Below are 25,442 nucleotides of genomic sequence, written 5' to 3' on the forward strand. Positions count from 1 at the left end.
AGGCCGAACAAGGCTCCCCTTTGAAAGGAGGCTTACCCTCTACATAAATGGGTTCCGGAGAAATGTGCTCTTTATAGCCGCTCTGAATAACAACCTAATATCGATACGGTGTTGCGGCACAGAAACCCATCCCACCACCTAGCCCAAACAGCAAGCCCACCGAATGGAGGCTTATGCGTATGAAATTAGCTGAATTGCCTCCCACCGTCGATTCTTACCTTATCCAGGGAGATGTAAGAAACTTCTCTAAGATGACGTTACGCGAATCCAAGACATACACGACACCAACATCATCTACGTACAGGAGATCAAAAACAAAGTATTGTCTTCCGCTACCCTCTCCGTCTCTAAAGACGCGCAACAGGGTCAGTTCTGAGTAGTCGCTGTCCTTAGGGGCCTTCTTGTAATCCTCGATCAGCCGATCGACGAGTATTTGATCCACCGAACTCGCGCTCACAGCATGGAGCTTCGTAGCGTCAAAAGTACTTACCCGCCATTCGCCACTAATATCTGCAGACACTGATTGACATCCAGTCAAAACAAGAGCCGAAATCAACATCGCAAGGCTAACACTGCGAGTGACAATTGCGCCTAGATTCGCCAACCGCATCCTTGTACTCATTCTCTGCACCCATAGCCCTTTCTTCACTTTTACGCTCCCCTGTTTCTGGATTTATGCTCCGATCCATAACGCCTTTATCTTTGTCCCCACCATGCCCAAGGAGCTCATGAGCCAACACTGTTTCACCGCTAGAAATTACCGGTGTCCCGTCACTGTTGACCGTTGTTATCGACGCCGTAGGATCAACAATTGTCTCACTTCCAGTACCGACACCATTGCTTTCGTTGGCTCTGATACCGGTTGTCTTATTCTCCGGAATTTCTCCCGGCTGCGGATATCTAATCGTGTGCACGTTCGCCGAAGCCCGCATTGCTTGCATTCTTGCCTTTGAAGCCGGATTCGATCTCTCAATTCTTTTCAAGGCACGCTTTATCGCCCTGATTTCAGCCCTAGTCCCAACTGGCTTTATTTCGCGCCCATCTGGATCTGTAAAGGTGTAGGGCGCATTCGTAGCATAGCTGTAGCGATTGAAGAACCGCAGGTCGCCATCGTCGTATGCGGTAACCGGATCGGCACTCAGGAACCGCCCAATATCATCGTCGTAGTAGCGCTGCTGAGCGTAGATCAGCCCGGTCGCCGCATCCTCGACGTGTCCGGTATAGCCAAGCCCGTCCTTCAGCGGGCGATTCAACACCTTGCCGTAGGGCTCGTATTCGCTGCGCTCGATCACGTTGCGGCTGGCATCGGTCACCACCACCGGACTGCCCAGCGCGTCGGTATGCTGGTACTTGGTCGTATAGGTGTTGGTGGGCGTATAACGCTCGCGGGTCGCAATCAGGCTGCCGGCCAGGTAGATGTACTCGCTGATCACGCTCTTGCGCTGGTCGACGGTCATCGCCAGTTCGCCCGATTGCGTGTACTGGCTGTACTTGTTGTGACTGGTGTAGTCCCAGACCCGGCGGCCCAGCCCGTCATACGCGTATTGGCTGGTCACCGCGCCCACCGTGGCGCTGCGCAGGCGGTTGCCATAGTCGAACTCGAATGTCTGGCCGCTCTTGTCGCTCAGGTTGCCCTGCACATCCCAAGTCAGGGCCTGCACCGCGGGGCTGGCCGAGCTGCCGGTGCAGACTGGACCGCTGCGAATGAACGCCAATCGGTTGGCGCTGCCATAGCAATAGTAGTGATCGCGCGCGGCCGTGCCGCCGCTGAGCTTGACCCGGGTCAGGTTGTCCAGCACGTCGTAGGCATAGGTCGCGGTGCCGAACATCGGCGAGGTCGTGCCGGTCAGCCGGTCGAGACCGTCATACGTCATCGTCCGGTTGCCGCGCTGGTTGCGACCGGTGGCGCCGTCGGTGATCGCCGCCACGTTGCCGTTCTGGTCGTAGTCGTAACCGTCGCTCAGGAACTTCGTGCTGCCGTAGGCATCGGTACTGGTGTCCGGCAAGCCGCGTGCGTTCTGGGTCAGCGTGTGGACGATGCCGTTGCCGTAGGTGAACTGCTTGATCGCCCCGTTCGGGAAGTAGCTGACGTTGCTGGCGTAACCCCCTGCCCTGGTCGGCTGGCCGAGCGCATTGGGCGCGTAGTCGACGGTGATGCCGTGCCAGGACTGGGCCGAGCGGTGGCCGTTGGCGTTGTAGGAATGGCTGATCGCCCAGTCGATGCTGTTCCACTGCATCCGTTCCCGGACCGGCAGGCGGCGATGGTTGTAGCCGTAGCTGGTCGTGACCAGATTGCCGTCGCCATTGTCGGCGGTGATCGTGTGCGGCTGCCCGTCCGGCCAATAGGTGTGGGTGGTATTGCCGCGCCCATCCGGGAAGGTCAACGTGATGATCCGGTTGCGGGCGTCGTAGCTGCGAGCCACCACGCGCCCGGACGACAGCGCCTGGGCTTTCGCATCCGCACAGGAGGTCCCGGCGGCGACGTTCAGCCCCGCCGCCGAGCGGATCAGGTTGTCTGCACCGTCGTACCACACCACCTCCGATCCCGTTTCAGGTTCGGTCACCATGCACAGGCGCTGTGCACCGCCGTACAGGTAGTGCCGATCGAGAATCGTCGTGCCGCCCGTCGGACTGGTACTGTTGCTGCGTCGGATCCGGGTCGGTTTGCCGAACACGTCGCGGGTGATATAGGTCACCGCACCTTCGCCATGCCAGATGGCGACCGGATTGTCATAGCTGGGCTGGTCGAACGCCTGATACCAGGTATGGGTAATCTTCTGGCGCGGATTGGTGACTTTGGTGTAGTAGCCGCTGGCATTGCTCAGGTACTCGGTGCGCGTGAGCAACTGGTCCGGCGTCCCGTTCTGGTCCAGGTCCAGTTCCGAGTCCTGCCTGACATGGGTCGTGCGCCCCAGAGCATCGTAGGTCGTACGGATGCCAGTGACCGGATTGCTGCCCGTGGCAGGATACGAGGCGAATGTGGTGCGACCCTCGTGATCGTAGGCGAAGCGGGTGAAACGCTCGGTCGCGGCAACATTACCGGCATCGTATTCGCGCACGAGCAACGGTCGCCATAGCGCATCGAAGTAGGTCTTCCTGCGCCCGTTGCCGGTGGCAACATCCTGGCGCCAGTGGCCTGCGGGAATACCGTACTCACTGACACCGATCGGGACGAACGACTGGGTGGTCGCGTTCCACGTCGTATCGCAGATACCGGTAGAGGTCTCCGACGGATAGGTGATCTTGCTCAGCCGTCCCATCGCATCGTAGGCGTAGCAGGTCTTGTAGCCGTTCTCGTCGATGACCGATGCGATCGTGCCGTCGGCGTTGACCACTGCCGACTGGCTGGTCGCGTCCGCATAAGCGATCGCCTGCGGGATGCCACGCTTCCAACTGCTCAACGTCGTCGTATTGCCGGCCCCATCCTTGACGTAGGACACGGTGCCGTCACTGGTGTTGTAGCCGATTTCCTGAACCAGCCGCCCGAAGCTGTAGCGCTTGCGGGGCATGCTGTTCCAGCCATAGTCGGTCTGCGAGACCACTCCGCCGGTTTCGACGTTGGTGACCGACTTGATCTGTCCCAGCACCCACAGCGTGGTGTCGTCGTGATAGGCGCTGACGTCTGTGCGCGAGTTGCCCTGGGTGTTGGAGCGGCTGACGCTCAGTGGCCGGGCATAGGTGTCGAAGCTGTTGTTGATCAGGCTGAAAGTGACACCATCCTGCACTACCGTACTGCTGACCACCGGACGCACCTTGTTGACGCTGGGATCGCTGCCGTCATAGCCAATACCGTAGCGCGGGGCGAAGCTCTGGTTGGCCGCCTCCGCGTCGCTCATATAGGTCGTTGTTTCGCTGCGCAGCACGCCGCCCTGCGCGTCGAGCACCGAGCTGCCCAACAGCTTTCCCTCGTTCGCGGCGTAGAGAAAGCCGTAGCGATACCGGGTCTTGGTGTTGTCGGGGTTGGTGACGACGACGGTTTTCTCGACATCGCACTGTGTGCACGGGTAGATGGCCGCGGAACCTCGCGTTCCCCACAGCGGCTGATAACCGCCACCGTATGAGTAGCTCCACACCTGCGGCGCAAGGCCCACCCCCTCGATACGCTTGCCATACAGCGTCATCACATCGAAGAAGTTGGGCGTATTCAGCTCGTAGTAGTAGGTCCCGCTGGATATCCGCTGCAGGCACGCACTCATATGCACGCCACTGCGGTAGTGGCGCGCATTCGAGAAGTTGAACGTGCCCTGCGCGCCACTGGGGTGCTTGGCGGTCAGGATGAAGGAAGCGGTGACCTCCGGCGGCTGTTCCGCGCAGTTCGAGGTCGAGTTGCCATCCCACGCGACGTACGACGGCATCAGCGCGTTGGAGTACGTATAGGCCCACTGGCTGTTGTCGGGGCGCGTCACCGTTGAGAGCCGCATCTGCCCTTCTACCGTTGTGTACCCATAATTCCAGGTCCGTCCGGCGGCAGTAGCCGTCTGCAGCTGTCCGCCGCTATAGGTCAGCCATATTTCGCGGCCATCGGACGACCATACCCGGGTCGGATGGCCGTTCGCGTCATACTGGTATTGGACGGTATTGCCGAAACGATCGACGACCTTGCTGGCCAATAGGAAAACGCGGGAGCGATTGGCCTTGTAACCAACCAGTGGCGGCTGAAGCGGTTTGTTCATCCAGCCTGCATATCGGGTCGTGGCGATATCGAAGTGGTACTGGACGCCTTCCGTGGTGGTGATTCGGAACCCTTCTCCACTTAGTCCGGACTGCATCGGGATGCAGTCGATCGCATCGCGCGACGCCGTCGTCCACAGACGGTTCACGCCATCGGACGGACGCGGGGTATTCGCCTCCAGCCTGAGCATCGTCCGATCCCCGCCACCCGGGATATGAATGGTGTTGCCCTGCCAGATTTCGTTGACGCTGAAGCCATTGGTCACCGTCGGCATCATCGATACCGAGCAGCGCTGATCGCTCCATCCCGAGACGGGCGAGAACATGCCCGAGATGTACGGCACCTCCACATCCCAGCCACCGGCGCCCCCTAGATTGGAGTTGAAGCCGGTGCTTGATCCGGACAAGTGGATTTCGACATTGAAGCGACGCTGCAATTGCACCGGCAGAGCACTGTTGCCCGGGATGTCGATGTCGGTGACAACGAATTCGGTCTTGCCGTTGTAGAGGCTGACGCTGTCGCCGAACAGGTCGCTCTTCAGCGCCGTGAGGTTCTGCGCCGCCTCGACGCGCTTGCGGTACTCCTGGTACGGCTCGATCGCAAGTGCCGAACCGCTGACGGCAACAAGTGCTGCCACCGCACCCAGCCGGGCCATCCAGCCCTGACCAATCCCTTCTGCCATTCCTTTACCCCTGTCGACTTCATGCCCGGCAAGACTGCCGTCATCCCTAAAAAAAGACGAAAAACCACCACGCCGAAACGGCTTGCAGCATAGCACTGCAACTGACTGTTACAGCTGTCCTTCTTTGCCTTTTTCTCGCCCATACCTGCTGCCAGATCATGCTTCGCCTCATGCCGGCGCAGGCCAGTCGATGTCCTGACGGACGGCGTCAGCAGCGCTGGCCATTTTCCTCCGCCACCCCCGCTGCAACACAACAGCAACCCGGGTAAAATGCGCGCCTTCCCTCACCTCCCCCGCCACGGCCTGCCCGCGGCGGGGCCTGCAGTCGGAGCATCAGCATGGGTCTGGACCTCGTCTCCACCGGCAAGAACCCGCCGGACGAGATCAATGTCGTCATCGAAATCCCGAAGGACGCCGAACCGGTCAAGTACGAGGTCGACAAGGCCTCCGGCGCGATCTTCGTCGACCGCATCCTGTCCACGCCGATGCGCTACCCGTGCAACTACGGCTACGTCCCGCACACCCTGTGCGGCGACGGCGACCCGGCCGACGTGCTGGTGATCCTGCCGCTGCCGCTGGTGCCGGGTTCGGTGATCCGCTGCAAGCCGGTCGGCGTGCTGAAGATGAGCGACGAGGCCGGCAGCGACGAGAAGCTGCTCGCGATCCCGGTGCCGAAGATCTTCGGCGGCTATGCCCACATCGAGGACATCGACCAGGTCTCCCAGCACTGGCTCGAGCGCATCGGCCACTTCTTCGAGCACTACAAGGACCTGGAGAAGGGCAAGTGGGTCAAGCTCGAGGGCTGGGGCAACGCCACCGAGGCCAAGGCGATCCTGAACGACGCGATCAAGCGCTACAACGACACCGCCGAGGCCGACAAGCCGAAGTTCTGATCGGGGCCGACAGCCACGATTCTCACTGTCGAAGGTCGCCCCCGGGCGGCCTTCGCCGTTTGGCTCCCGGCGCTCGCGAGCTTCGGCTCAGGCGTTGTCGCCCATCGCCCGCTGGCGGACCGCGTCGGCCTGCACCGGTTCGGGCGCGGCCACCGCGACCCGCCCGATCATCATCGTCATCGCGCCGTACCAGTCCAGGTGGTTGTTCATCCGGATCGCCTGCGCAGGCATCCGCACCTCCTCCAGGTATTGCTGCAGCCGCGCCCGATAGGCATCCAAGCTGGGGTCGGCGTCGCCGAAACGGGCCCACAGCGCGCGCCAGGCGCGGATGAAGCGCAACGTGATCTGCTGCACCTGGGCCACCGCCGGACCCGGTGCCGCATCGGCGAACAGGATGCCGAACAGCGCATTGAGTTCCCATGGGCTCATCACCCGCGGCACGTTCAGCTGTTCGCAGGCGATCTCGTCCACCTCGTCGCCACCGACGGCGACGTGCCGTGGCTGCCAGGGCGCCGATGACGGATGTCCCGGCGCCCGCCCGCGCGCGACCAGCTCCCAGAACCCCTCCCCGCCGACGGTATCGACGACCAGGTGGATCCGCGATGCGGTTGCATCGTTGAGCACGCGGTGCTGGCGCCAGGTATCGAAGATCCAGCATTCGCCGGCGGCCATGTTGACCACGGCATCGCCGCATTCGAAGCGGACGGTCGGCTGGGTCACGATCGGCACGTGCACGCGCACGCGCTCGGCCCAGTAATAGCCCTGGTCGACATGACGGGTGACCTCGGCATTGCCGGCCAGCCGCATCAGCCGGGAACGGCCGACGGTGGCTCCCAGGCTCGCGATCACCTGCTTCAGGTGGCCGCAGGCCTGCAGCGCCGGGGTCGGCCGCATCGGACCGGCGAAGGCCTCGTTGGCCGGATCGCCGTCGGCCGCGACCAGCGGCAGCATCGAATTGCCGGGGAAGCCCTGCGGATGCGGCCGCCACGGCGTCTCGCCCAGTGCGGCGACCTCCTCCGCGAGCGCGGCGGCATCGAAGCTGATCGGCAACTGGATGAAGGGAACCTGCAGTTTCATGGCGGCGACGACGGCATCTGGACCGCGTCATGCTACCGGCTGTCGCGTCCCGCTCCCAGCGCCCAAAAAAACTACGGCCCCTTGCGGGGCCGTAGGTGCTGCACAGCGTTCGGGGGTGATCAGAAGCGCTGCTGGTAACGCACGTACATCATGCGACCGATGTCGAACCCGCCGTAGTAGGCGAAGTTGCTGCTCGGCTGGCTGAACATCACCGGACCACGATGGTCGAACACGTTGCTCGCGCCGATGCCGATGGTCGCGTTCCACGGCGCCTTCCAGCTGAACTGCACGTCGTGGAAGGTGTTGCTGCCGACGCGGCGGACCGCATCCGGCTCGCCGTTGGCGTAGCGGTCCGGATCGGTGCACGGACGGTTCGGGATGCAGCCTTCCTTCATGCCCGAGTAGTAACGGGCCAGGTAGGAGACGGTGAAGTCGCCGAAGCTGTAGTCCACGCCGATGTTCGAACGCAGGCGGAAGAAGCCCGGCTCGCCGACGCGGCCGACAGTGATGCTGTCGCCATTACGGTTCTGTCCCTCTTCGTCGTACCTGCTGACGTAGGTGCTCTGCCAGTCGATGACGAATTGGCCGAACGAGAACTCCGGCAGGCGGTACTTGACGCCCAGGTCGTAGCCCTCGGTCTCCATCGAGCCCAGGTTGGCGAGGCCGAAGAACATGTTGGTGATATGGCCATCGGCGGCGCGCTCAATGCCCTCGCAGCGGCTGGCGTTGCCCAGGACATAGCAGTCGCGCAGGATGCGGTCGACGCTGTCCTCGATGATCATGTTCTCCAGCTCGTACTTGTACCAGTCGAGCGAGATGTCCAGGCCTTCCACCCAACGCGGGCTCCAGACCAGGCCGACGGTCTGGCTCTCGGAAGTCTCGGGCACCAGGTTCGCGTTGGAACCGGTGATGAACTGGTCCGGGGTCTGGCACGGGTATTGGGTGCAGGGCACCAGGCCCTGGCCGAGCTGCACGTATCCGATCGGCACGCCGGCAGCGTTACAGGCGGCATTGCCGTTCACGCTGTTCCGCGCGCCCACGCCGCACGGATCGATGTAGTCCTCGAAGCTGCTGCCGATGCCGCCGTACAGGTCGTCGATGGTCGGCGCGCGGAAGCCCTCGGCCCAGGTGCCGCGGACCAACAGGTCATCGACCGGACGCCAGGTGAAGCCGAACTTGCTGTTGGTGGTGTCGCCGAAGTTGCTGTAGTCCGAGTAGCGGCTGGCGACGTTGAAGGTCAGTTCCTTCGCGAGCGCCATGTCGGCCAGCACCGGGATGTTCAGCTCGGCGTAGAACTCGTCGAGATCGTACTCGCCCTCGGTGGTGCTCGCGGCGAGGCCGGTGCTGTTGCCGGTCTGGCGGAACGCGTCCGGCACGAAGCGGCCCGACTCCTTGCGGTGCTCGTAGCCGACCGCCAGGCCGACCTCGCCCGCCGGCAGCTCGAACAGCGAGCCGGTCAGGTTGGCGGTGTAGCTGGTGGTCTTGGTCTCGCCGGTGTCGGTGTAGTACGGGAACATCAGCGCCTGCAGGGCCGGGTCGGCCAGCGAGCCCTGGCCGTCGACGCCGTAGGGCAGCAGCGGGTTCCACGGACGGCAGACGTCCAGGCCGATCGGATTGGCAGCGGAGCCGCACTGGGCAATGCCGTCGGCGTTGATGAACGACGGGCCCAGCGCGTCGGCAGCGGCGAACAGGTTGGCATCGCCGTGGCCGACCTTGGTCACGCGGTTGGTGTTCAGCAGCGCGCCGACGTCCCAGTCCCACGGCTTGCCGGCCAGCTCGAAGTAGCCGTTGAAGCCACCGGCGAAGCGGTAGGTCTCCAGATCGCTCTTGGTGGTGCGCGGCACCTCCCACAGGCGGCGACGGAACTGGACGTCGGTGCCCGGGGTCGGATTGAACACGCTGTCGCCCGACAGCGGGGTACCGAACCTGTCCGACCCGTACGGGTAACCGGCGATCAGCTGGTCGGTCGAGCGGTGGTTGTACAGGACATCGGCGTTGAAGAAGATCTTGTCGCTGATGTCGTAGTTGGCATTGGCGAAGACGCTCTTGCGCTCGATGCCGGTCTGCACCAGCATCTGCTGGTTGGCATTGGTGTACTCGGCCGGAGTGATCGGATGGTAGTCGGCGCGGTTGGTCGGGTCGCCGCCGTCGTTCAGTGTCCACCACACGGCATCCTGGGTCGGCACGCACGGGTCGCAGAACGAGCCACGGTGGGTGATCGGGCTCCAACCGGCGCCCGGGTAGTCCGGACCGGCGCTGCCGTCCTTCGCGAACCAGCGGTCGGTGCTGAGCACCGGCTCTTCCTTGTCGTACTGCACCGACAGGGTCACGCCACCGCGGTCACCGGCCGAGCCGATGGTGAACGAGTACTGCTGCACCTCGCCGTCGCCTTCGCTGTACTGGCCGATGCGGGCCTCGGCCTCGGCGCCGTCGAAGCGCTTGCGGGTGATGACGTTGACCACACCGGCGATCGCGTCGGAACCGTAGATGGCCGAGGCGCCGTCCTTCAGGATCTCGATGCGATCGATCGCCGAGGTCGGGATCTGGCTCAGGTCCTGGTAGCCGGAGGTGGTCGCACCCAGGCGCTTGCCGTTGACCAGGATCAGGGTGCGCTGGGCGCCGAGGTTGCGCAGGTCGATGTAGTAGCCGCCGACGGCCTCGCCCGAGGACAGGGCGCTGGCGCGGGAGATGGCCGGAGAGCCCGCCGAGGTCAGGTTCTGCAGGATGTCGGCGACCGAGGTCTTGCCCTGCAGCTCGATCTCTTCACGACCGATGGTGATGATCGGCTGCTGGGTCTCCATGTCCGCGCCACGGATGCGCGAACCGGTCACTTCGATGCGGTCGAGCGTGGTGGCCTCGGAGCCGGTCTCGGCTTCCTGGGCACCGGCGATGACCGGGGTCAGTGCGAGAGCAATGCTGGCCGGCAGCAGGCCGACGCGCACCGCGGAACGCAAGTGGTTCATCTATCTCTCTCCAAAAATATCGTTATGGGCGTGTTAAAACGCCCAGCCACGTTACGTCCCGGTCCGCCAGCTTGCTTTGCCTGCAACGACGGGAGAGTTTGCCGAATCGGGCCGCGCGGCCTCGGCGCGGTAGCGGCTCGCGGAGATGCCGTAGCGCGCGCGGAATGCGCGGGCGAAGCTGCAGCAGTTGTCGAAGCCGCAGGCGGCGGCCACCTCGCCCACCATCATTTCGGTGCCGACCAGCAGCTCGGCGGCCTGCTCCAGTCGCATGCGCGCGGCCGCGGCCTGCGGGCTTTCGTCGTACAGGCCGTGGAAGGTCTTGGAGAAGTACCAGCTGGAGAAGCTGGTCAGCTCGGCGAGCTCGCTGATGCGGACGACGCGGTCGCAGTTGCCTTCCAGATAGAGATGGGCGCGCTGCAGACGGCTGAACACCTGGCGCTTGCGCACGCGGGAGCGGCCCGGGCAGCGGGCGGCGCGGGCGGCGATGTCGCGCTGGAAGCCGACCAGCTGCAGCAGCATCGGACGCAGCACGGCCATGTCGATGCCGTGGCCGTCACCGGCGCGCAGGCAGATCTCGCGCCACAGGCGCAGCGCGGTGCGGGCGTCGCGCAGGGAAATCTGGCCACGGCCCGCGTACAGACCGCAGTCGGTGAAGCGGATGATCGCCTGCAGCGCCTCGGCGGACAGGCTCAGGCCGATGCACAGGCCATGGTGATCGGCCTGGACGTTCGGGCGGGAGTCCTTCTCGAACGCAATCCAGCGGCCGCGACGCAACCGGAACTTGCCTTCCTTCGCCTCGACCCAGGAGCTGCCGCGCAGCTGGATCCAGATCGAGAACTGGTTGCCGGCCAACTGCACGCTGCCCAGCCGGGACACGCCTACGCAGCTGCTGGAAGTGCCCTCGAGGGCTTCCGGTTGCACGGACTGTTGCAGGGACTGGCCACGATCGGCCCAAAGTACTTGCTCCATTGGCTCATCTCGATTGCAGGGGATGGCCAATGGATTTGCCTGAAGCGGGCGGATCCCGCCTGACGAACGGCGTAGAACTATGCGAATTCTGTCCGGCAGCGCAGCCGAAAGAGTTCCGAAAGACTTTTTTTCTTATGGATCATTCACTTGATCCACCCCGGCACCTCGACCCGGATCTCCTCCGAAGGCCCCGGCTGGATTGCCATCAGGCCTATGTCGGTGCCGTCGTCGACCGCCTGTGCGGTGAACACCGCGTCCAGTTGCGAGGAACTGCTGAACGAGGTCGTCGCGCTGAGCCGATCCGGATTCAGACAGCGCGTCGCCACTGGCGTGGACGGCGACCCGGCTGACCGCCGCCCGAGTGGACGCAGGCTGCTGAGGCAGTCCGGGCGCGGCTCCAGGTAATCGATGCTGCCATCTTCGGCGACCGTCCAGGTCTGGTAGCGCCAGCGGGTCGGCCTGTCCGGGTCGACGATCCGGATGCTGTCCGGCGCCAGCGACAGGTCGGCCTCCCAGAGCCCGTCCGCGGACAGCCGGGTGAACAGCACGCGATCGTTCGCGGAATCCACCCGCGCATGCGAGACATCCTCGATCCTGCCCAGCACCTTCCACGGCATCCGGCTGCGGTCGAGCAGAGCCAGGCACAGCATGCCGTCCGGGTCGCGGACCGTCATGAGAACGCGGTCAGGAGCCGGCGTGTACATCGCCTGCAGCGTCCTGAAACGGGGGCCGGGCATCGGCAGGAACGTGACCTGCCCGCTCGCCGGCACGACCTCGAACACGCCCGAACGTCCCTCGTCGTCGTGCCCGACCACCAGCATCCGGCGGCTGTCCGGCGACCACTCCGGGCGACTGTGCGTGTCCGGGTGCACGTCCTCGATCTGGCGCAGGCTCTGCGGATCCTCCAGGTCGGTCCACCACAGGTGGAAATGTCCGGAGCGGTCCGAACTGAAGACCAGCTGGCGACCATCCGGTGCCAGTGACGGCATCGTATCGCGCCCCGACGAGGCGAACAGATGTTCGCGCCGCACCGGCCCGGAGGCCTCGCTGCGGTTGACCCGGAACAGTCCGAACTGCGGCCGCCGGCGCACGAATGCGAGCACGCCGGCACGGGCGGCGACCGCCGGGGCCTGGGCGTCGTCCAGACCGAGATCGTGGATGCGCCGGGTGGACAGGTCGAGCTGGTAGAGCCGGGTCTCGCTGTCGATCCGGCGTGCGAACACGATGCCACGGCCGTCCGGCAACCAGTCCCAGCCACGGAATTCGCCGCCGATGCTGGTGAGCCGCTCGGGCGTGCCGCCCGCGGCCGGAATCCGCCACAGGTCGCCGAGCTGCGGATTGCGTACGAACCCGACCCACTTTCCATCCGGCGAGAACCGCGGCGCGTGGTCGAGCGCGGTGCCGCGGCTGGGATAGTCCAGATCGCGCCACTGGCCGCTCTGCAGGTCGAGCACCCGCAGGCCGGTCGCATCCTGATCGCTGCTCATGCTGCCGAACACCAGCGCGCGATTGTCGGGCGCCCAGCCGAAGCTGAGCAGATCGTCGCCGTTGCAACTGGCGACGCTGCGCTCGCCGCCGCTGCCGCTCGCCGCCATCACCAGCACCTCGCAGGCTTGGCCCGGACCGTAACGGATCCATGCGATCTCGCGCCCGTCCGGCGACCACGACGGAACCCGGTCGGAGACGCCGTTGTCCGGAAAGCTGATCTGGCGCGGCTGCGACGAGTTGGTCGTCTGCATCATGATCACCGTGCCGCGGCGATCGGGCAAGGTCGCGGCATAGGCGATCATCGAGGCATCGGGCGACAGGGTCGGCGACAGCTCGAACCCGGGCGCCGAGGTCAGCAGGCGGTACGGACGATCCGGCACGGTGCCTACGATCTCCGTCGCCACGCCGTCGGACGATGCTTCCGGCGTACGCAGCAGCAGGATGGCGACCAGGGCAATCGCCATCGCCGCCGCCGCGAGACTGACCAGCACGCGCTCGCGCAACCACCAGCGCGCCGGCACCTGCCCCTGCGGTGCCGGTACGGGAACCCGGGCGGCCGCCGCCGTCAACGCTGTGCCGGCATCCTCCTCCACATCGTCCGTACCGGTTTCCAGCGCGACCGCGGGGCCGCCGTCGCCGCCGGTGGGGTCCAGCCAGGTCACCGGCGCCAGCAGGCGGTAACCGGTCTTGGCGATCGTCTCGATGTATTGCGTGTCGCCGCGCTTCTCGCCGAAGGCCTTGCGCAACTGGGTCACGGCCTGGGTGATCACATCGTCGGTCGGCAGCGTGTCCGGCCATACCTCGGCCAACAAGGTGTCGCGGCTGACAACGCGGCCGCCATGTCCGACGAGGACGCGCAACACGCCCATCGCCTTGGGCGTGATCCTGTGCGGACGCCGGGCGTCGGGCGCGAGCACCTCGCGCAGCGGTACGTCGACCACGCAGTCGCCTATGCGCAGCCGATCGGACGGCAACGAGCTTGGTTCGATGGGGGGAGACATCTCACCTGCAATACTGAACAGGGTGGTTCAGTCCGGCATGTGCCAAAAGGTCCTGTCACCTGCCAAGGGTTTGGGCAGATATGGCAAAGGACCCGGGCGTTCACGGACTAACCCACCGCGGCCGTTCATTCTAGCCTGTCGCGGCAGGCCCGCAGCGCGGGCACTGGCTACAGGCCCTCTCTCGCCGACGTCTCATTACGCTGAGGTTCAACATTGGCGCCGCACGGCGCCATTCTTTTGCGCGCCGGCCAGCGGGGCCGTGCGAGGCTCACGCATCCCGCACGACGCCCCGACGCGGCCGCCGTCAGGCCTTGCGATAGACCTCGGCGCCCTGCTCGCGGAACTCGGCCGCCTTCTCGGCCATGCCTTCGGCCAGCGCGGCGTGCTCGTCGACTCCGTGCTCGGCTGCGTATTCCCGCACGTCCTGGGTGATCTTCATCGAACAGAAGTGCGGGCCGCACATCGAACAGAAGTGGGCGACCTTGTGCGCCTCCTTCGGCAATGTCTCGTCGTGATACTCGCGGGCACGCTCGGGATCGAGACCGAGATTGAACTGGTCTTCCCAGCGGAACTCGAAGCGCGCCTTGCTCATCGCGTTGTCGCGCGCCTGCGCGCCGGGATGACCCTTCGCGAGATCGGCGGCGTGCGCGGCGATCTTGTACGCCATCAACCCCTCGCGCACATCGTGCTTGTTCGGCAGACCGAGATGCTCCTTCGGCGTCACGTAGCAGAGCATCGCGGTGCCGTACCAGCCGATCATCGCCGCGCCGATCGCGGAGGTGATGTGGTCGTAGCCGGGCGCGATGTCGGTGGTCAGCGGGCCGAGCGTGTAGAACGGCGCCTCGCCGCACTCGCGGAGCTGCTTGTCCATGTTCTCCTTGATCAGCTGCATCGGCACGTGGCCGGGGCCTTCGATCATCGTCTGCACGTCGTGCTTCCACGCGATCTTCGTCAGCTCGCCCAGGGTCTCCAGTTCGCCGAACTGCGCGGCATCGTTGGCATCGGCGATCGAGCCCGGACGCAGGCCGTCGCCGAGCGAGAAGGCTACGTCGTAGGCCTTCATGATTTCGCAGATCTCCTCGAAGTGCTCGTAGAGGAAGCTCTCGCGGTGATGCGCGAGGCACCACTTGGCCATGATCGAGCCGCCGCGCGAGACGATGCCGGTCACCCGCTTCGCGGTCAGCGGCACGTAGCGCAGCAGCACGCCGGCATGGATCGTGAAGTAGTCGACGCCCTGCTCGGCCTGCTCGATCAGGGTGTCGCGGAAGATCTCCCAGTTGAGCTCCTCGGCGCGGCCGTCGACCTTCTCCAGCGCCTGGTAGATCGGCACGGTACCGATGGGAACCGGCGAGTTGCGGATGATCCACTCGCGGGTCTCGTGGATGTGCTTGCCAGTCGACAGGTCCATGACCGTGTCGGCGCCCCAGCGGATCGACCAGACCAGCTTCTCGACCTCCTCGGCGATGCCGGAGGACACCGCAGAGTTGCCGATGTTGGCGTTGACCTTGGTCAGGAAGTTGCGGCCGATGATCATCGGCTCGCTTTCGGGGTGGTTGACGTTGTTGGGGATGATCGCGCGACCGCGGGCGACCTCGTCGCGGACGAACTCGGGCGTGATGATCTTCTGGATGCTGGCGCCGAAACTTTCGCCCGGATGCTGGTCCAGCAGGTGCGCCTCGCGGATCGCCTCCATCCGCTGGTTCTCGCGGATCGCGATGAACTCCATCTCCGGGGTGACGATGCCGCGGCGCGCGTAGTGCATCTGTGTCACGTTGGCGCGGGCAAGCGCGCGGCGTGGCGGCCGCCGGTTGCCGAAGCGGACCGCATCGAGCCTGGGATCGTTCTCGCGACGGCGGCCGAACTCGGAGCTCAGGCCTTCGAGCACCGCGGTGTCGCCGCGCTCGGCGATCCACTGCGCGCGCAGCGGCGCCAGGCCGGCGGCGAGATCGATCTTCGCGTCGGGATCGGTGTACGGACCGGAGGTGTCGTAGACCGCCAACGGTGCGTTGTCCTCGCCTCCGAACATCGTCGGCGTGCGCTGCAGCGCGATCTCGCGCATCGGCACGCGCAGGTCGGTGCGCGAGCCCTCGACATGGATCTTGCGGGAGCCCGGAATCGGGCGGACGACGTCGGCCGACAGCTTGTCGGCCTGCTCGAGGAGCTGGGAGGGAACCGCGTTCATCTGTTCGTCCTGTGGCGCGCCCAAGCGGGCAGGGACGAAGCGGGCGGCGTCGCGTCGGCCACTGGCCGCTGCGGCGAAGCTTCCCTACGGCGGTCTCAACCGCATCAGGTTCGAAGGGTCTGTCTCAACCGGCGGCTTCATCACGACATGTCGGGCCGGTACCCCCGCTTCGGGACGCATTTCAACATGGGGCCGCACGAACGACAACTCGCCCAGCCCGTTGCGGGCGGGTTCTCAGCCCTCGCCGAGGACGAAAGGCACGATGTCCGCCAGGATATGGGCGAACACCACCGGCCACAGGCGCCCGCTGCGCAGGTAATAGGCCGTCAGGATCAGACCGAAGACCAGGACCGAGACCACCCCAGCCGGCCCCTGGTACAGGTGGTACAGGATGCGCACCAGCAACGGCAACCCCACCGCGACGGACAGCCCATGGTGCCGCAGGCCCCGGGCCATGACGCCGAGCAGGAATATCTCCTCGAACGCGCCGTTGACCATCGCGAAGAGCACGATCAGGGCCAGCGACGACCCGCTGTAGGAGAAGGCCACCACCTCGGGCGCGCCGTCCTCGCGCGCGAACAGCGGCATGACCGCGGCCCAGGCGACCCAGATCGCCGCGTAGAGCGCGAGGCCGACCAGCGCCCCGCCCAGACCGGGCCTTGGATACAACGCGCCGACGTCGAAATCGCGCATGCGCAGATACAGCAGCGCGAACCCGCCGAGCGCGAGCTCCAGGCCGATGCCGATGACGTTGCTGGCGTCGGAGAACTCCGCGTCAGGGAAGCCGTCCAGCACCGCCTGGACAGACCAGAGGGTGAACAGGCCGAAGCAGATCGTCGCGACGACAAGCGCTTCCCGAATGGACAATGTCGTCCTGGGCGCAGCGTTGTTCAACCTGTTGTCCCCCTGTCATGCGGCCGCCGCACCGACCCGGGTGCGGTGAAGAATCCGGAGCGTCGGCCACAGCCGACGCCGGTCGTCCGGGGCCGAAGATCCCACGTTGCGGCCGGGCATGCTACGCCGCGCGGCTTCACCGCAGAAGCGGCTGGCCGTTTCACAGGCAACTGTTGACAGCCTGGAAACGGCATGCTCTGCTCGCCGCATGACGCAGCGCAACAACCGCCATCCGATCATCCTGCGCCCGACTGCCGATGCGGCCGGCGCGGCGATCGCGGGTCGCGTGTTGCCGCCGTCGCCCCCCTGCTTCACCTCGATCATTACCACCACCGGTACCGGTACCAGCCGTCCGGGGTGCGATCGCGCGTGAACTGAAGAACCCACGCCGCTCCGCCCCCCGAACCGGGTGCGGAGGTCAGGCACCGGGTTCGAGGGCGGGGCTTCACAAGGAAGCCCGCCCGATGTCCAGTCCCAACCCGTCCGCACACCCCACGCCGCCCGCCGCCGCGCTCGTCGCCACCGCGCGGCTGCGTCGCCATGCCCACAAGTTCGGCGGCAGCAGTCTCGCCGACGCCGACCGCCAGCGCGCCGCGGCCGCGCTCGTCGCCGATGGCGCCGACGGTGCCGATTCGCGCATCGTCGTGGTCTCGGCGATGCAGGGCGTGACCGACGCGCTGGTTGCGCTGGCCGACGCCGCCCGCGATGGCCGCGACTGGCAGACCGACTGGGACGCCCTCGCCCAGCGCCACCTCGCCGCCGCCGACGCGCTGCTCGCCGATGGATCCGGCGATTCCCCCGGACTGAAGGTCGCGCTCGCGCGTGAACTCGACGCGCTGTGCGGACGCCTGGCCGGACTGGCCGCGGGTGCTGGCGACGAGGCCGACGTGGCCTGGGTCCATGGCCTCGGCGAGGTGCTGTCCTCGCATCTGCTGCACGCCGCGCTCGGCGGCGAGGCCGCTGGCTGGGCCCGGCTGGACGCGCGTGAGGTGCTGTGCGTGCATCCCGGCGAGCTTGGCGTCGCGGTCGACTGGACGGCATCGCGGGAACAACTGGCGCAGTGGCGCCAACGCCATCTGCAGCCGAACATCGTCGTCACCGGCTTCGTCGCGAGCGACGCGCAGGGCCGTCCTACCACGCTGGGACGCAACGGCAGCGATCATTCCGGTGCGATCTTCGCGGTGCTGTTCGAGGCCGACGAACTGACCATATGGACCGACGTCGACGGCGTGCTGTCGGCCGATCCGCGGCTGGTACCGGACGCGGTCTGCCTGCCGATGCTGTCGTATGCCGAGGCATGCGAGCTGGCCTACTTCGGCGCCAAGGTGCTGCATCCGCAGACGATGGCCCCGGCGATCCGGCACGAGCTGCCGATCCGGATCCGCAACTCGCGCGCCCCGCAGGCACCGGGCACCTTGATCAGCGCCGTCTCGCGCGGTCCCGACGGCCTGCACGGAACGCCGGTCAAGGGCCTGAGCCTGGCCGAAGGGCTGGCCCTGCTGGAGCTGTCGGGCGCCGGTCTGATCGGCGTGCCCGGTACCGCCGAACGCATGTTCGCGGCGCTGCGCCAGGCGGACGTGTCGGTGATCATGATTTCGCAGGGCTCGTCCGAGCACTCGATCTGCTGCGTGGTCCGGCAGGCCCAGGCCGACGCGGCGCGCGAAGCGGTGGAGGCCGCCTTCGCCGAGGCGATCGGCGACGGCCAGGCCCAGGGCGTCGGCCTGACTCCCGGCATCGCGGTGCTCGCCGCGGTCGGCGACGGCATGGTCGGCACCCCTGGCGTTGCCGCGCGCCTGCTCGGCGGACTGGCGCAGGCGCGGGTCAATGTCCGCGCGATCGCGCAGGGCGCGGGCGAGCGCAACATCTCGGTCGCGATCGCCGCCGGCGACGCCCAGCGCGGGCTGCGCGCTGCACATGCGGCGTTCTGGTTGTCGCCGCAGACGCTGTCCGTCGGCCTGATCGGTCCCGGCAATGTCGGCCGCACCCTCCTTCGTCAACTGGCCGAGGCCGCGCCCCGCTTCGCCGCCGGCGCCCTGCACGGGCAGAACCTCGACCTGCGCCTGCGCGCGATCGCCAACAGCCGCCGGATGCGGCTGCACCCGAAGGCGCTGGACCCGGCCACCGCCGCCGGTGCCCTGCTCGAGGACGCGGAGGCACTCGACCTCGACCGTTTCGCCGCCCACATCCGCGCCGAACACCTGCCGCACGCGATGATCGTCGACTGCAGCGGCAGCGACGCGGTCGCCGCACGCTACGCCGAGTGGCTGGCCGCAGGCATCCACGTGGTGACGCCGAACAAGCAGGCCGGCAGCGGTCCGCTGACGCGCTTCCAGGCGATCCGCAAGGCCAGTCGCAGCGGCGGCCAGTTCCGCTACGAGGCCACCGTCGGCGCCGGCCTGCCGGTGATCCGCACCCTGCGCGACCTGATCGACACCGGCGACGTGCTGTACGAGATCGAAGGCCTGTTCTCCGGCACCCTGGCATGGCTGTTCAACCGCTTCGGCGGCAGCGGGCCCGACGACGGCCTGCCATTCTCGGAACTGGTGCTGGAAGCGCGCCGGCTCGGCTACACCGAGCCCGATCCGCGCGACGACCTGTCGGGAATGGACGTCGCCCGCAAGCTGGTGATCCTCGCCCGCGAGGCCGGGCGCGAACTCTCGCTCGACGACGTCGAGATCGAGAATCTGGTCCCCGAGCCGTTGCGCGAAATCGCACTGGACGCTTTCCTGGAGCGCATCGGCGAACTTGACGCGCCGATGCAGGCGCGGCTGGATGCGGCCGGCACCAGCGGCGGCAAGCTGCGCTACCTCGCCCGGCTCGACCGCGACGGCCGCGCGAGCGTGTCGCTGGTGGTGCCGCCGGCCGGCCACGCCAGCCTGTACGGCCGCCTGACCGACAACCTGATCCAGTTCCGCACCCTGCGCTACCCCGACAACCCGCTGGTCGTGCAGGGACCCGGCGCCGGACCCGAGGTGACCGCCGCCGGCGTGTTCGGCGACATCCTCGCGATCGCGCAGAACCTCGGCTGAGCCGGCGCTCCGGAGCCCATCGACATGACGACGGCAGACACTGCATTGGACGATACGATCATCGAACACCGGATTTCCCCAGGAGAAGCCCGCTTGCCCGCCCAGACGACTCCACCGCTGCTGGCCCGTGCCTTCGCGCCCGCCAGCGTCGGCAACATCGGCGTCGGCTTCGACCTGCTCGGTCACAGCATCGACGGCCCGCGCGACATCGCCGCGGTCCGCCGCATCGAGACCCGCGAAGTCCGCATCGCCGCGATCGGCGGCGACGTGCCAGGCGCCGACCGGCTGCCGCTGCAAGCGGAACGCAACACCGCGGGCCAGGCCCTGATCAGCCTGCGCGAGGCGCTCGGGCTGGAGCACGGCTTCGAACTGTCGCTGCAGAAGGGCATCGCGCTCGGCTCCGGGCTCGGCGGATCGGCCGCCTCCTGCGTGGCCGCGTTGGTCGCCGCGAACGCGTTGCTGGAAACCCCGTTGAGTCGCGAGGCGCTGTACGGATTCGCGCTCGACGGCGAATCGGTGTCCAGCGGCAGCCGTCACGGCGACAACGTCGCGCCGATGCTGCTCGGCGGCGTGGTGATGGCGACCCACGAGCGCATGATCGCGCTGCCGGCGCCGGACTGGCTGCACGTGGTGGTCGTCCATCCCGACCAGGAGCTGGAGACGCGGCGCGCCCGCGAGGTGCTGTCCGAGCCCTATCCGCTGCCGCTGGTGGTGCGGCAAAGCGCGCACCTGGCGCTGTTCCTGACCGGCCTGCAGCGCGGCGACGCGGCGATGCTGCGCGAAGGCCTGATCGATCTTCTGGTCGAACCGCGACGCGCACCGCTGATCCCCGGCTTCGCCGCCGCCAAGGCGGCCGCGCTCGACCACGATGCGCTTGGCGCGAGCATCTCCGGTGCCGGGCCGAGCACCTTTGCCTGGTTCGCATCGCGCTCCGCCGCCGAGGCCGCGGCACCGGCGATGCGCGCGGCCTTCGTCGACGCCGGTTTCGACGCGCGCGCCTACGTCTCGCCGGTCGCGGGACCGCGCGCCGAAGTGCTGTCCACGTCGGGAGAAGCGGCATGACCGCGGTGCCACTGGGCTATGTCAGCACGCGCGGACACGGCGCGACGACCGGCATCGATGCCGCATTGATCGCCGGGCTCGCCGCCGACGGCGGGCTGTTCGTCCCCGAGCGGATTCCCACCGTCGATATCGCCACGCCCGGGACGACGCTGGCCGACACCGCAGTCGCGGTGCTGGCACCGTACTTCGTCGGCTCGCGGCTGCAGGAAGAACTCGCCGCCATCTGCGCGCAGGCCTTCGCGTTCGACGCACCGCTGCGGCCGCTTGCCGGCCGCAACGACCGTCTGCTCGAGCTGTTCCATGGCCCGACCGCCGCGTTCAAGGACTATGCCGCGCGCTTCCTCGCCGAAGCGCTGTCGAGATTGCGCGGGCATTCGGAACCACGGGACGATGTCCGGCCGACCACGATCGTCGTTGCGACCTCGGGCGACACCGGCGCCGCGGTCGCGGCCGCCTTCCACCATCGCGACGGCTTCGAGGTCGCGATCCTCTACCCCGATGGCCGCGTGTCGCCACGCCAGGCGCACGGTCTGGGCTGCTGGGGTGACAACGTCCGCGCGTTCCGGGTCGATGGCAGCTTCGACGACTGCCAGCGGCTGGCCAAGCAGGCGCTGGCCGACCAGGACCTGCGCGAACGTTGCCCGCTCGGCTCGGCCAACAGCATCAGCCTCGGCCGGCTGCTGCCACAGGCGGCCTACTACGCGCATGCCGCGCTTCTTCACCACGCCATGCATGGCGAGGCGCTGAACTTCATCGTGCCCACCGGCAACCTGGGCAATGCCTGCGCAGCGGTGCTGGCGCAGCGGATGGGACTGCCGGTCGGCGAAGTGCGGCTGGCGAGCAATGCCAACGACACCCTGCCGCGGTACTTCGCGGGTGAGGACTACGCCCCGCACCCCACCGTCGCGACGCTGGCCAACGCGATGGACGTGAGCGCTCCGAGCAACTTCGAGCGTCTGCGCCATTGGCATCGCGACGACGCGGCGCTGCGTGCGGCGACGACGGCGATCGCGGTCGACGACGCAACGATCCGTGCGACGATCGCAACCGCGCCGCAACGGCACGGTGTCGTGCCCTGCCCGCATACCGCGACCGGCCTGCACCTGCTCGAGCGCTTGCGCGAATCCGGCGACACCCGTGCCTGGGCGGTGGTGGCGACCGCGCACCCGGCCAAGTTCGAGTCGATCGTCGAGCCGTTGATCGGCGGCACCGTCGAGCCGCCGCCGGCACTGGCCGAGTCCCTGGCCCGCCCTGCGCATGCCGAGCCGATGCCGGCGACCTATTCGACCTTGGTCGAAACGTTGACCGTGCGATGACGCATCGAAGCGGGCAACGGGTCACGGCTCGTCGCCGTTTCACAGGAAACTGTTGACACTCTGGATCGAGCCGTGTTTACCTCAGCTCCATGACGCAGCGCAGCAACCATCCGCAGACCGCCGCCGCCCGGGCCCACGACCCGGCCGACGCCCTGCACGCCGCGCTTCCGCCCGCGATCGCGGCGGCCATCGCCAGCGCGCTCATTCTCGTACTCGTACTTATTACCGGGCCAACAAGCGCGGGGTACGGGATTGCGTAGCTGACACAGGCAAACCCGAAAAGTACCAGGACCCCGCGCCAGAGATGGCGCGGGGTTTTTCGTTTCAGTCCTCCGAAAACCCATCTTCCCGATACCGCCAAGGAATTCCCGACAGTGAGAAGCAACGCGATCAAGCAGGGCCCCGCACACGCACCGGCGCGGGCGATGCTGCGCGCGACCGGCCGCGACGACGAGGCGATCGCACGGCCGTTCGTCGGCGTGATCCATACCTGGACCGACGTGTCGCCGTGCAACCTGACCCTGCGCGATCTTGCCGCCGACGTGCGCGCCGGCATCGAGGACAACGGCGGCACCGCGGTCGAGTTCAACACCATCGCGATCACCGACGGGATCGCGATGGGCACCGACGGCATGCGTGCGTCGCTGGCCTCGCGCGAGACCATCGCCGATTCGATCGAACTGGCGGTCACCGGCCACAGCCTCGATGCGATGGTGCTGTTGGTCGGCTGCGACAAGACCATCCCGGCGGCGGCGATGGCGGCCGCGCGCCTGGACGTGCCGACCGTGATCCTCTACGGCGGCACGATCATGCCGGGCAAGTGCCCTTCCAGGAGCGACGACAAACCGCTGACCGTGCAGGACGTGTTCGAGGCGGTCGGAGCGCACGCTGCCGGACGCATCGACGACGCCGAGCTGCACCGGGTCGAGTCGCATGCCTGTCCCGGCGCCGGCGCCTGTGGCGGCCAGTTCACCGCCAACACGATGGCGATGGTGCTGACCTTCCTCGGGCTGTCGCCGCTGCAGTTCAACGACATCCCGGCAGTGCACGCCGACAAACCCGCCGCCGCCCGCCGTTGCGGGGCGCTGGTGATGCAGCAGTTGCGCAACAGCGGCCCGACACCGCGCACCCTTCTCTCCCCCGCCGCGCTGCGCAACGCGGCACGCGCGGTGTCGGCCACCGCCGGCTCCACCAACGCCGCGCTGCACCTGCTGGCGATCGCGCATGAGGCGGGCATCGCCTTCGACCTGGAGGAATTCGAGGCGGCGGCGTCCACGCCGGTCATCGCCGATCTGAAGCCCGGCGGCCGCTATACCGCGGCCGAGATGTTCGAGCAGGGCGGCACCGCCCTGGTCGCCCGCGAACTGCGTACGGCAGGACTGATCGAGGACGTACCGACGGTCACCGGCCGCGGGTTCTTCGCCGAGCTGGACGAGGCGGCCGTACCGGCGGGCCAGGACGTGGTGCGTCCTGTCGACGACCCGATCAAGCCGCGCGGCGGCTACTCGATCCTCTATGGCGACCTGGCGCCGGAAGGCTGCATCGTCAAGCTGGCCGGCCATGGCCGCGACCGCTTCGAAGGCCCCGCGCGGGTGTTCGACTCCGAGGAGGCGGCATTCGCCGCGGTGCAGGCGCGCGACATCCGCGCCGGCGACGTGGTGGTGATCCGCTTCGAGGGTCCGACCGGCGGTCCCGGCATGCGCGAAATGCTGGCGGTGACCGCGGCCCTGGTCGGCCAGGGCCTGGGCAACGACGTCGCGTTGATCACCGACGGCCGCTTCAGCGGCGCGACCCACGGTTTCATGGTCGGCCACATCGCGCCCGAGGCCGCGCACGGCGGCCCGATCGCATGCCTGCGCGACGGCGACACCGTGCGCATCGACGTGACCACGCGCCGCATCGACGTGGATGCCGACCTGGCCGCGCGGGCGCCGGCACGGTTCCAGCCGCGCATCCGTACCGGCGCGCTGGCGAAGTACGCACGCATCGTCAGCTCCGCGTCGAAGGGAGCGGTAACCGCGCCGGGACCTCTGGATGCGACGTCTCCGCGGGAGATCCCGGCTTCCATCGTACCTGCCACAACCCACGAACCGATCCTCGTCTAGCACGCCTTCGCCCGAATCCAGATCGCGGCTGATGCCGCTCCTACACACCCACCAAGGAACCCGCAATGTCTTCCAGCAAACCCCGCATCGCGATCGTCGGCTACGGCAGCCAGGGTCGCGCGCACGCGCTCAACCTTCGCGATTCCGGTTTCGACGTGACTGTCGGCCTGCGCCCGGGCGGCCCGACCGAGATCAAGGCCAAAGCCGACGGCTTCACCGTGAAGACGCCCGCCGACGCAGTTAGGGAGGCCGAGCTGGTCGCGGTGCTGACGCCCGACATGGTCCAGCCGCAGCTGTACGGCGAAGTGATCGAGCCGAACATCGCCCAGGGCGCGTGCCTGCTGTTCGCGCACGGCTTCAACGTGCATTACCAGCAGATCAACCCGCGTGAGGACCTGGACGTGGTGCTGGTCGCCCCGAAGGGGCCGGGCGCGCTGGTCCGCCGCGAATACGAGATCGGCCGCGGCGTGCCGTCGGTCTACGCGGTCCACCAGGATCGCAGCGGCGGTGCCGAGCAACTGGCGCTGGCCTACTGCGCCGGCATCGGTGGCGCGCGCCAGAATGCGATCAAGACCACGTTCAAGGAAGAGACCGAGACCGACCTGTTCGGCGAACAGGCGGTGCTGTGCGGCGGCGCGACCAAACTGGTGCAGGCCGGCTGGGAAACCCTGGTCGAGGCGGGCTACCAGCCCGAGGTCGCCTACTACGAGTGCCTGCACGAACTGAAGCTGATCGTCGATCTGTTCTACGAGGGCGGCATCACCCGCATGCACGAGTTCATCAGCGAGACCGCCCAGTACGGCGCGCTGACCCGGGGTCCCTACGTCGTCGACGACAACACCCGCGCGCAGATGAAGAAGGTGCTGGAGGAAATCCAGGACGGCACCTTCGCGCGTCAGTGGATCGCCGAGTACGCGGCCGGCAACGCGCAGTACAAGGCGATGAAGCAGGCCGATCTCGAGCATCCGATCGAGGCGGTCGGCAGGAAGCTGCGCGCGAACATGAAGTGGCTCGGCAATGCGCCGGCCACCGCGGCCAAGGCGGCCTGAACGCTCCGCTCCCCGTTGTCCCCGCAATGGCGGGGACGACGGGGAGCCAAACCAACAGGA

The 25,442-nt window shown here is 67.0% G+C and carries 14 protein-coding genes and 1 riboswitch; of the genes, 7 read left to right on the plus strand and 7 right to left on the minus strand.

All coding sequences use genetic code 11. From position 1 onward, the window contains the following. Positions 1 to 566: 566 nt before the first annotated feature. Positions 567 to 5,354, minus strand: coding sequence for an RHS repeat domain-containing protein (locus L3V18_RS15740; protein ID WP_237056154.1), 4,788 nt, complete (start codon positions 5,352 to 5,354; stop codon positions 567 to 569). Between the two features lie 338 nt (positions 5,355 to 5,692). On the opposite strand from L3V18_RS15740, the gene ppa reads away from it, so the two are divergent. Then, entirely contained in the window at positions 5,693 to 6,247 is a 555-nt protein-coding gene (gene ppa / locus L3V18_RS15745) for an inorganic diphosphatase (RefSeq protein WP_237056155.1), read from the plus strand. 87 nt (positions 6,248 to 6,334) lie between these two features. Here the strand turns inward: ppa and L3V18_RS15750 are convergent, their stop codons facing one another. From L3V18_RS15750 to L3V18_RS15775, 6 genes are all read right to left on the minus strand, one after another. Next, entirely contained in the window at positions 6,335 to 7,324 is a 990-nt protein-coding gene (locus tag L3V18_RS15750) for an aspartyl/asparaginyl beta-hydroxylase domain-containing protein (RefSeq protein WP_237056156.1), read from the minus strand. A gap of 119 nt (positions 7,325 to 7,443) precedes the next feature. Further along, positions 7,444 to 10,287 carry a TonB-dependent receptor plug domain-containing protein gene (locus L3V18_RS15755; protein WP_237056157.1) on the minus strand — a complete coding sequence of 948 codons (2,844 nt, stop codon included), beginning with the start codon at positions 10,285 to 10,287 and terminating at the stop codon, positions 7,444 to 7,446. Positions 10,288 to 10,338: 51 nt separating this feature from the next. Then, positions 10,339 to 11,256 (minus strand): helix-turn-helix domain-containing protein, encoded by a 918-nt coding sequence (locus L3V18_RS15760; RefSeq protein WP_237056158.1) that lies wholly within the window; start codon positions 11,254 to 11,256, stop codon positions 10,339 to 10,341. Between the two features lie 143 nt (positions 11,257 to 11,399). Further along, a complete protein-coding gene (locus L3V18_RS15765) occupies positions 11,400 to 13,745 on the minus strand; it encodes a winged helix-turn-helix domain-containing protein (RefSeq protein ID WP_237056159.1) in 2,346 nt (781 codons plus the stop codon). A 304-nt stretch (positions 13,746 to 14,049) separates the two neighbouring features. Then, entirely contained in the window at positions 14,050 to 15,927 is a 1,878-nt protein-coding gene (gene thiC, locus L3V18_RS15770; protein ID WP_237056160.1) for a phosphomethylpyrimidine synthase ThiC, read from the minus strand. A 63-nt stretch (positions 15,928 to 15,990) separates the two neighbouring features. Next, a riboswitch (TPP riboswitch) is annotated at positions 15,991 to 16,103 on the minus strand. Between the two features lie 58 nt (positions 16,104 to 16,161). Continuing rightward, positions 16,162 to 16,794 carry a CPBP family intramembrane glutamic endopeptidase gene (locus L3V18_RS15775; RefSeq protein ID WP_237056162.1) on the minus strand — a complete coding sequence of 211 codons (633 nt, stop codon included), beginning with the start codon at positions 16,792 to 16,794 and terminating at the stop codon, positions 16,162 to 16,164. A 235-nt stretch (positions 16,795 to 17,029) separates the two neighbouring features. Between L3V18_RS15775 and L3V18_RS15780 the strand changes: the two genes are divergently transcribed. The 6 genes from L3V18_RS15780 to ilvC all read left to right on the plus strand — a co-directional run bounded on the left by L3V18_RS15780 (position 17,030) and on the right by ilvC (position 25,382). Further along, positions 17,030 to 17,194, plus strand: a complete 165-nt coding sequence (locus L3V18_RS15780) for a hypothetical protein (protein WP_237056163.1) — start codon at positions 17,030 to 17,032, stop codon at positions 17,192 to 17,194. A 91-nt stretch (positions 17,195 to 17,285) separates the two neighbouring features. Beyond that, on the plus strand, positions 17,286 to 19,850 hold the full coding sequence (gene thrA / locus L3V18_RS15785; RefSeq protein ID WP_237056165.1) for a bifunctional aspartate kinase/homoserine dehydrogenase I: 2,565 nt from the start codon (positions 17,286 to 17,288) through the stop codon (positions 19,848 to 19,850). 93 nt (positions 19,851 to 19,943) lie between these two features. Then, complete coding sequence (locus L3V18_RS15790) at positions 19,944 to 20,912, plus strand: homoserine kinase (RefSeq protein WP_237056167.1); 969 nt, start codon at positions 19,944 to 19,946, stop codon at positions 20,910 to 20,912. Then, positions 20,909 to 22,228: a threonine synthase gene (thrC, locus tag L3V18_RS15795; protein WP_425493545.1), complete on the plus strand. Its 1,320-nt coding sequence runs from the start codon at positions 20,909 to 20,911 to the stop codon at positions 22,226 to 22,228. The genes L3V18_RS15790 and thrC overlap by 4 nt, the downstream gene beginning before the upstream one ends. Before the next feature lie 374 nt (positions 22,229 to 22,602). Next, positions 22,603 to 24,333, plus strand: a complete 1,731-nt coding sequence (ilvD, locus tag L3V18_RS15800; RefSeq protein WP_237056169.1) for a dihydroxy-acid dehydratase — start codon at positions 22,603 to 22,605, stop codon at positions 24,331 to 24,333. 65 nt (positions 24,334 to 24,398) lie between these two features. Then, the gene (gene ilvC, locus L3V18_RS15805) at positions 24,399 to 25,382 is read left to right on the plus strand and encodes a ketol-acid reductoisomerase (RefSeq protein WP_237056172.1); all 984 of its coding nucleotides are present in this window, start codon (positions 24,399 to 24,401) and stop codon (positions 25,380 to 25,382) included. Positions 25,383 to 25,442: the final 60 nt, after the last annotated feature.

The sequence above is a fragment of the Marilutibacter chinensis genome, assembly GCF_021725675.1.
GTDB classification, from domain to species: Bacteria; Pseudomonadota; Gammaproteobacteria; order Xanthomonadales; family Xanthomonadaceae; genus Marilutibacter; species Marilutibacter chinensis.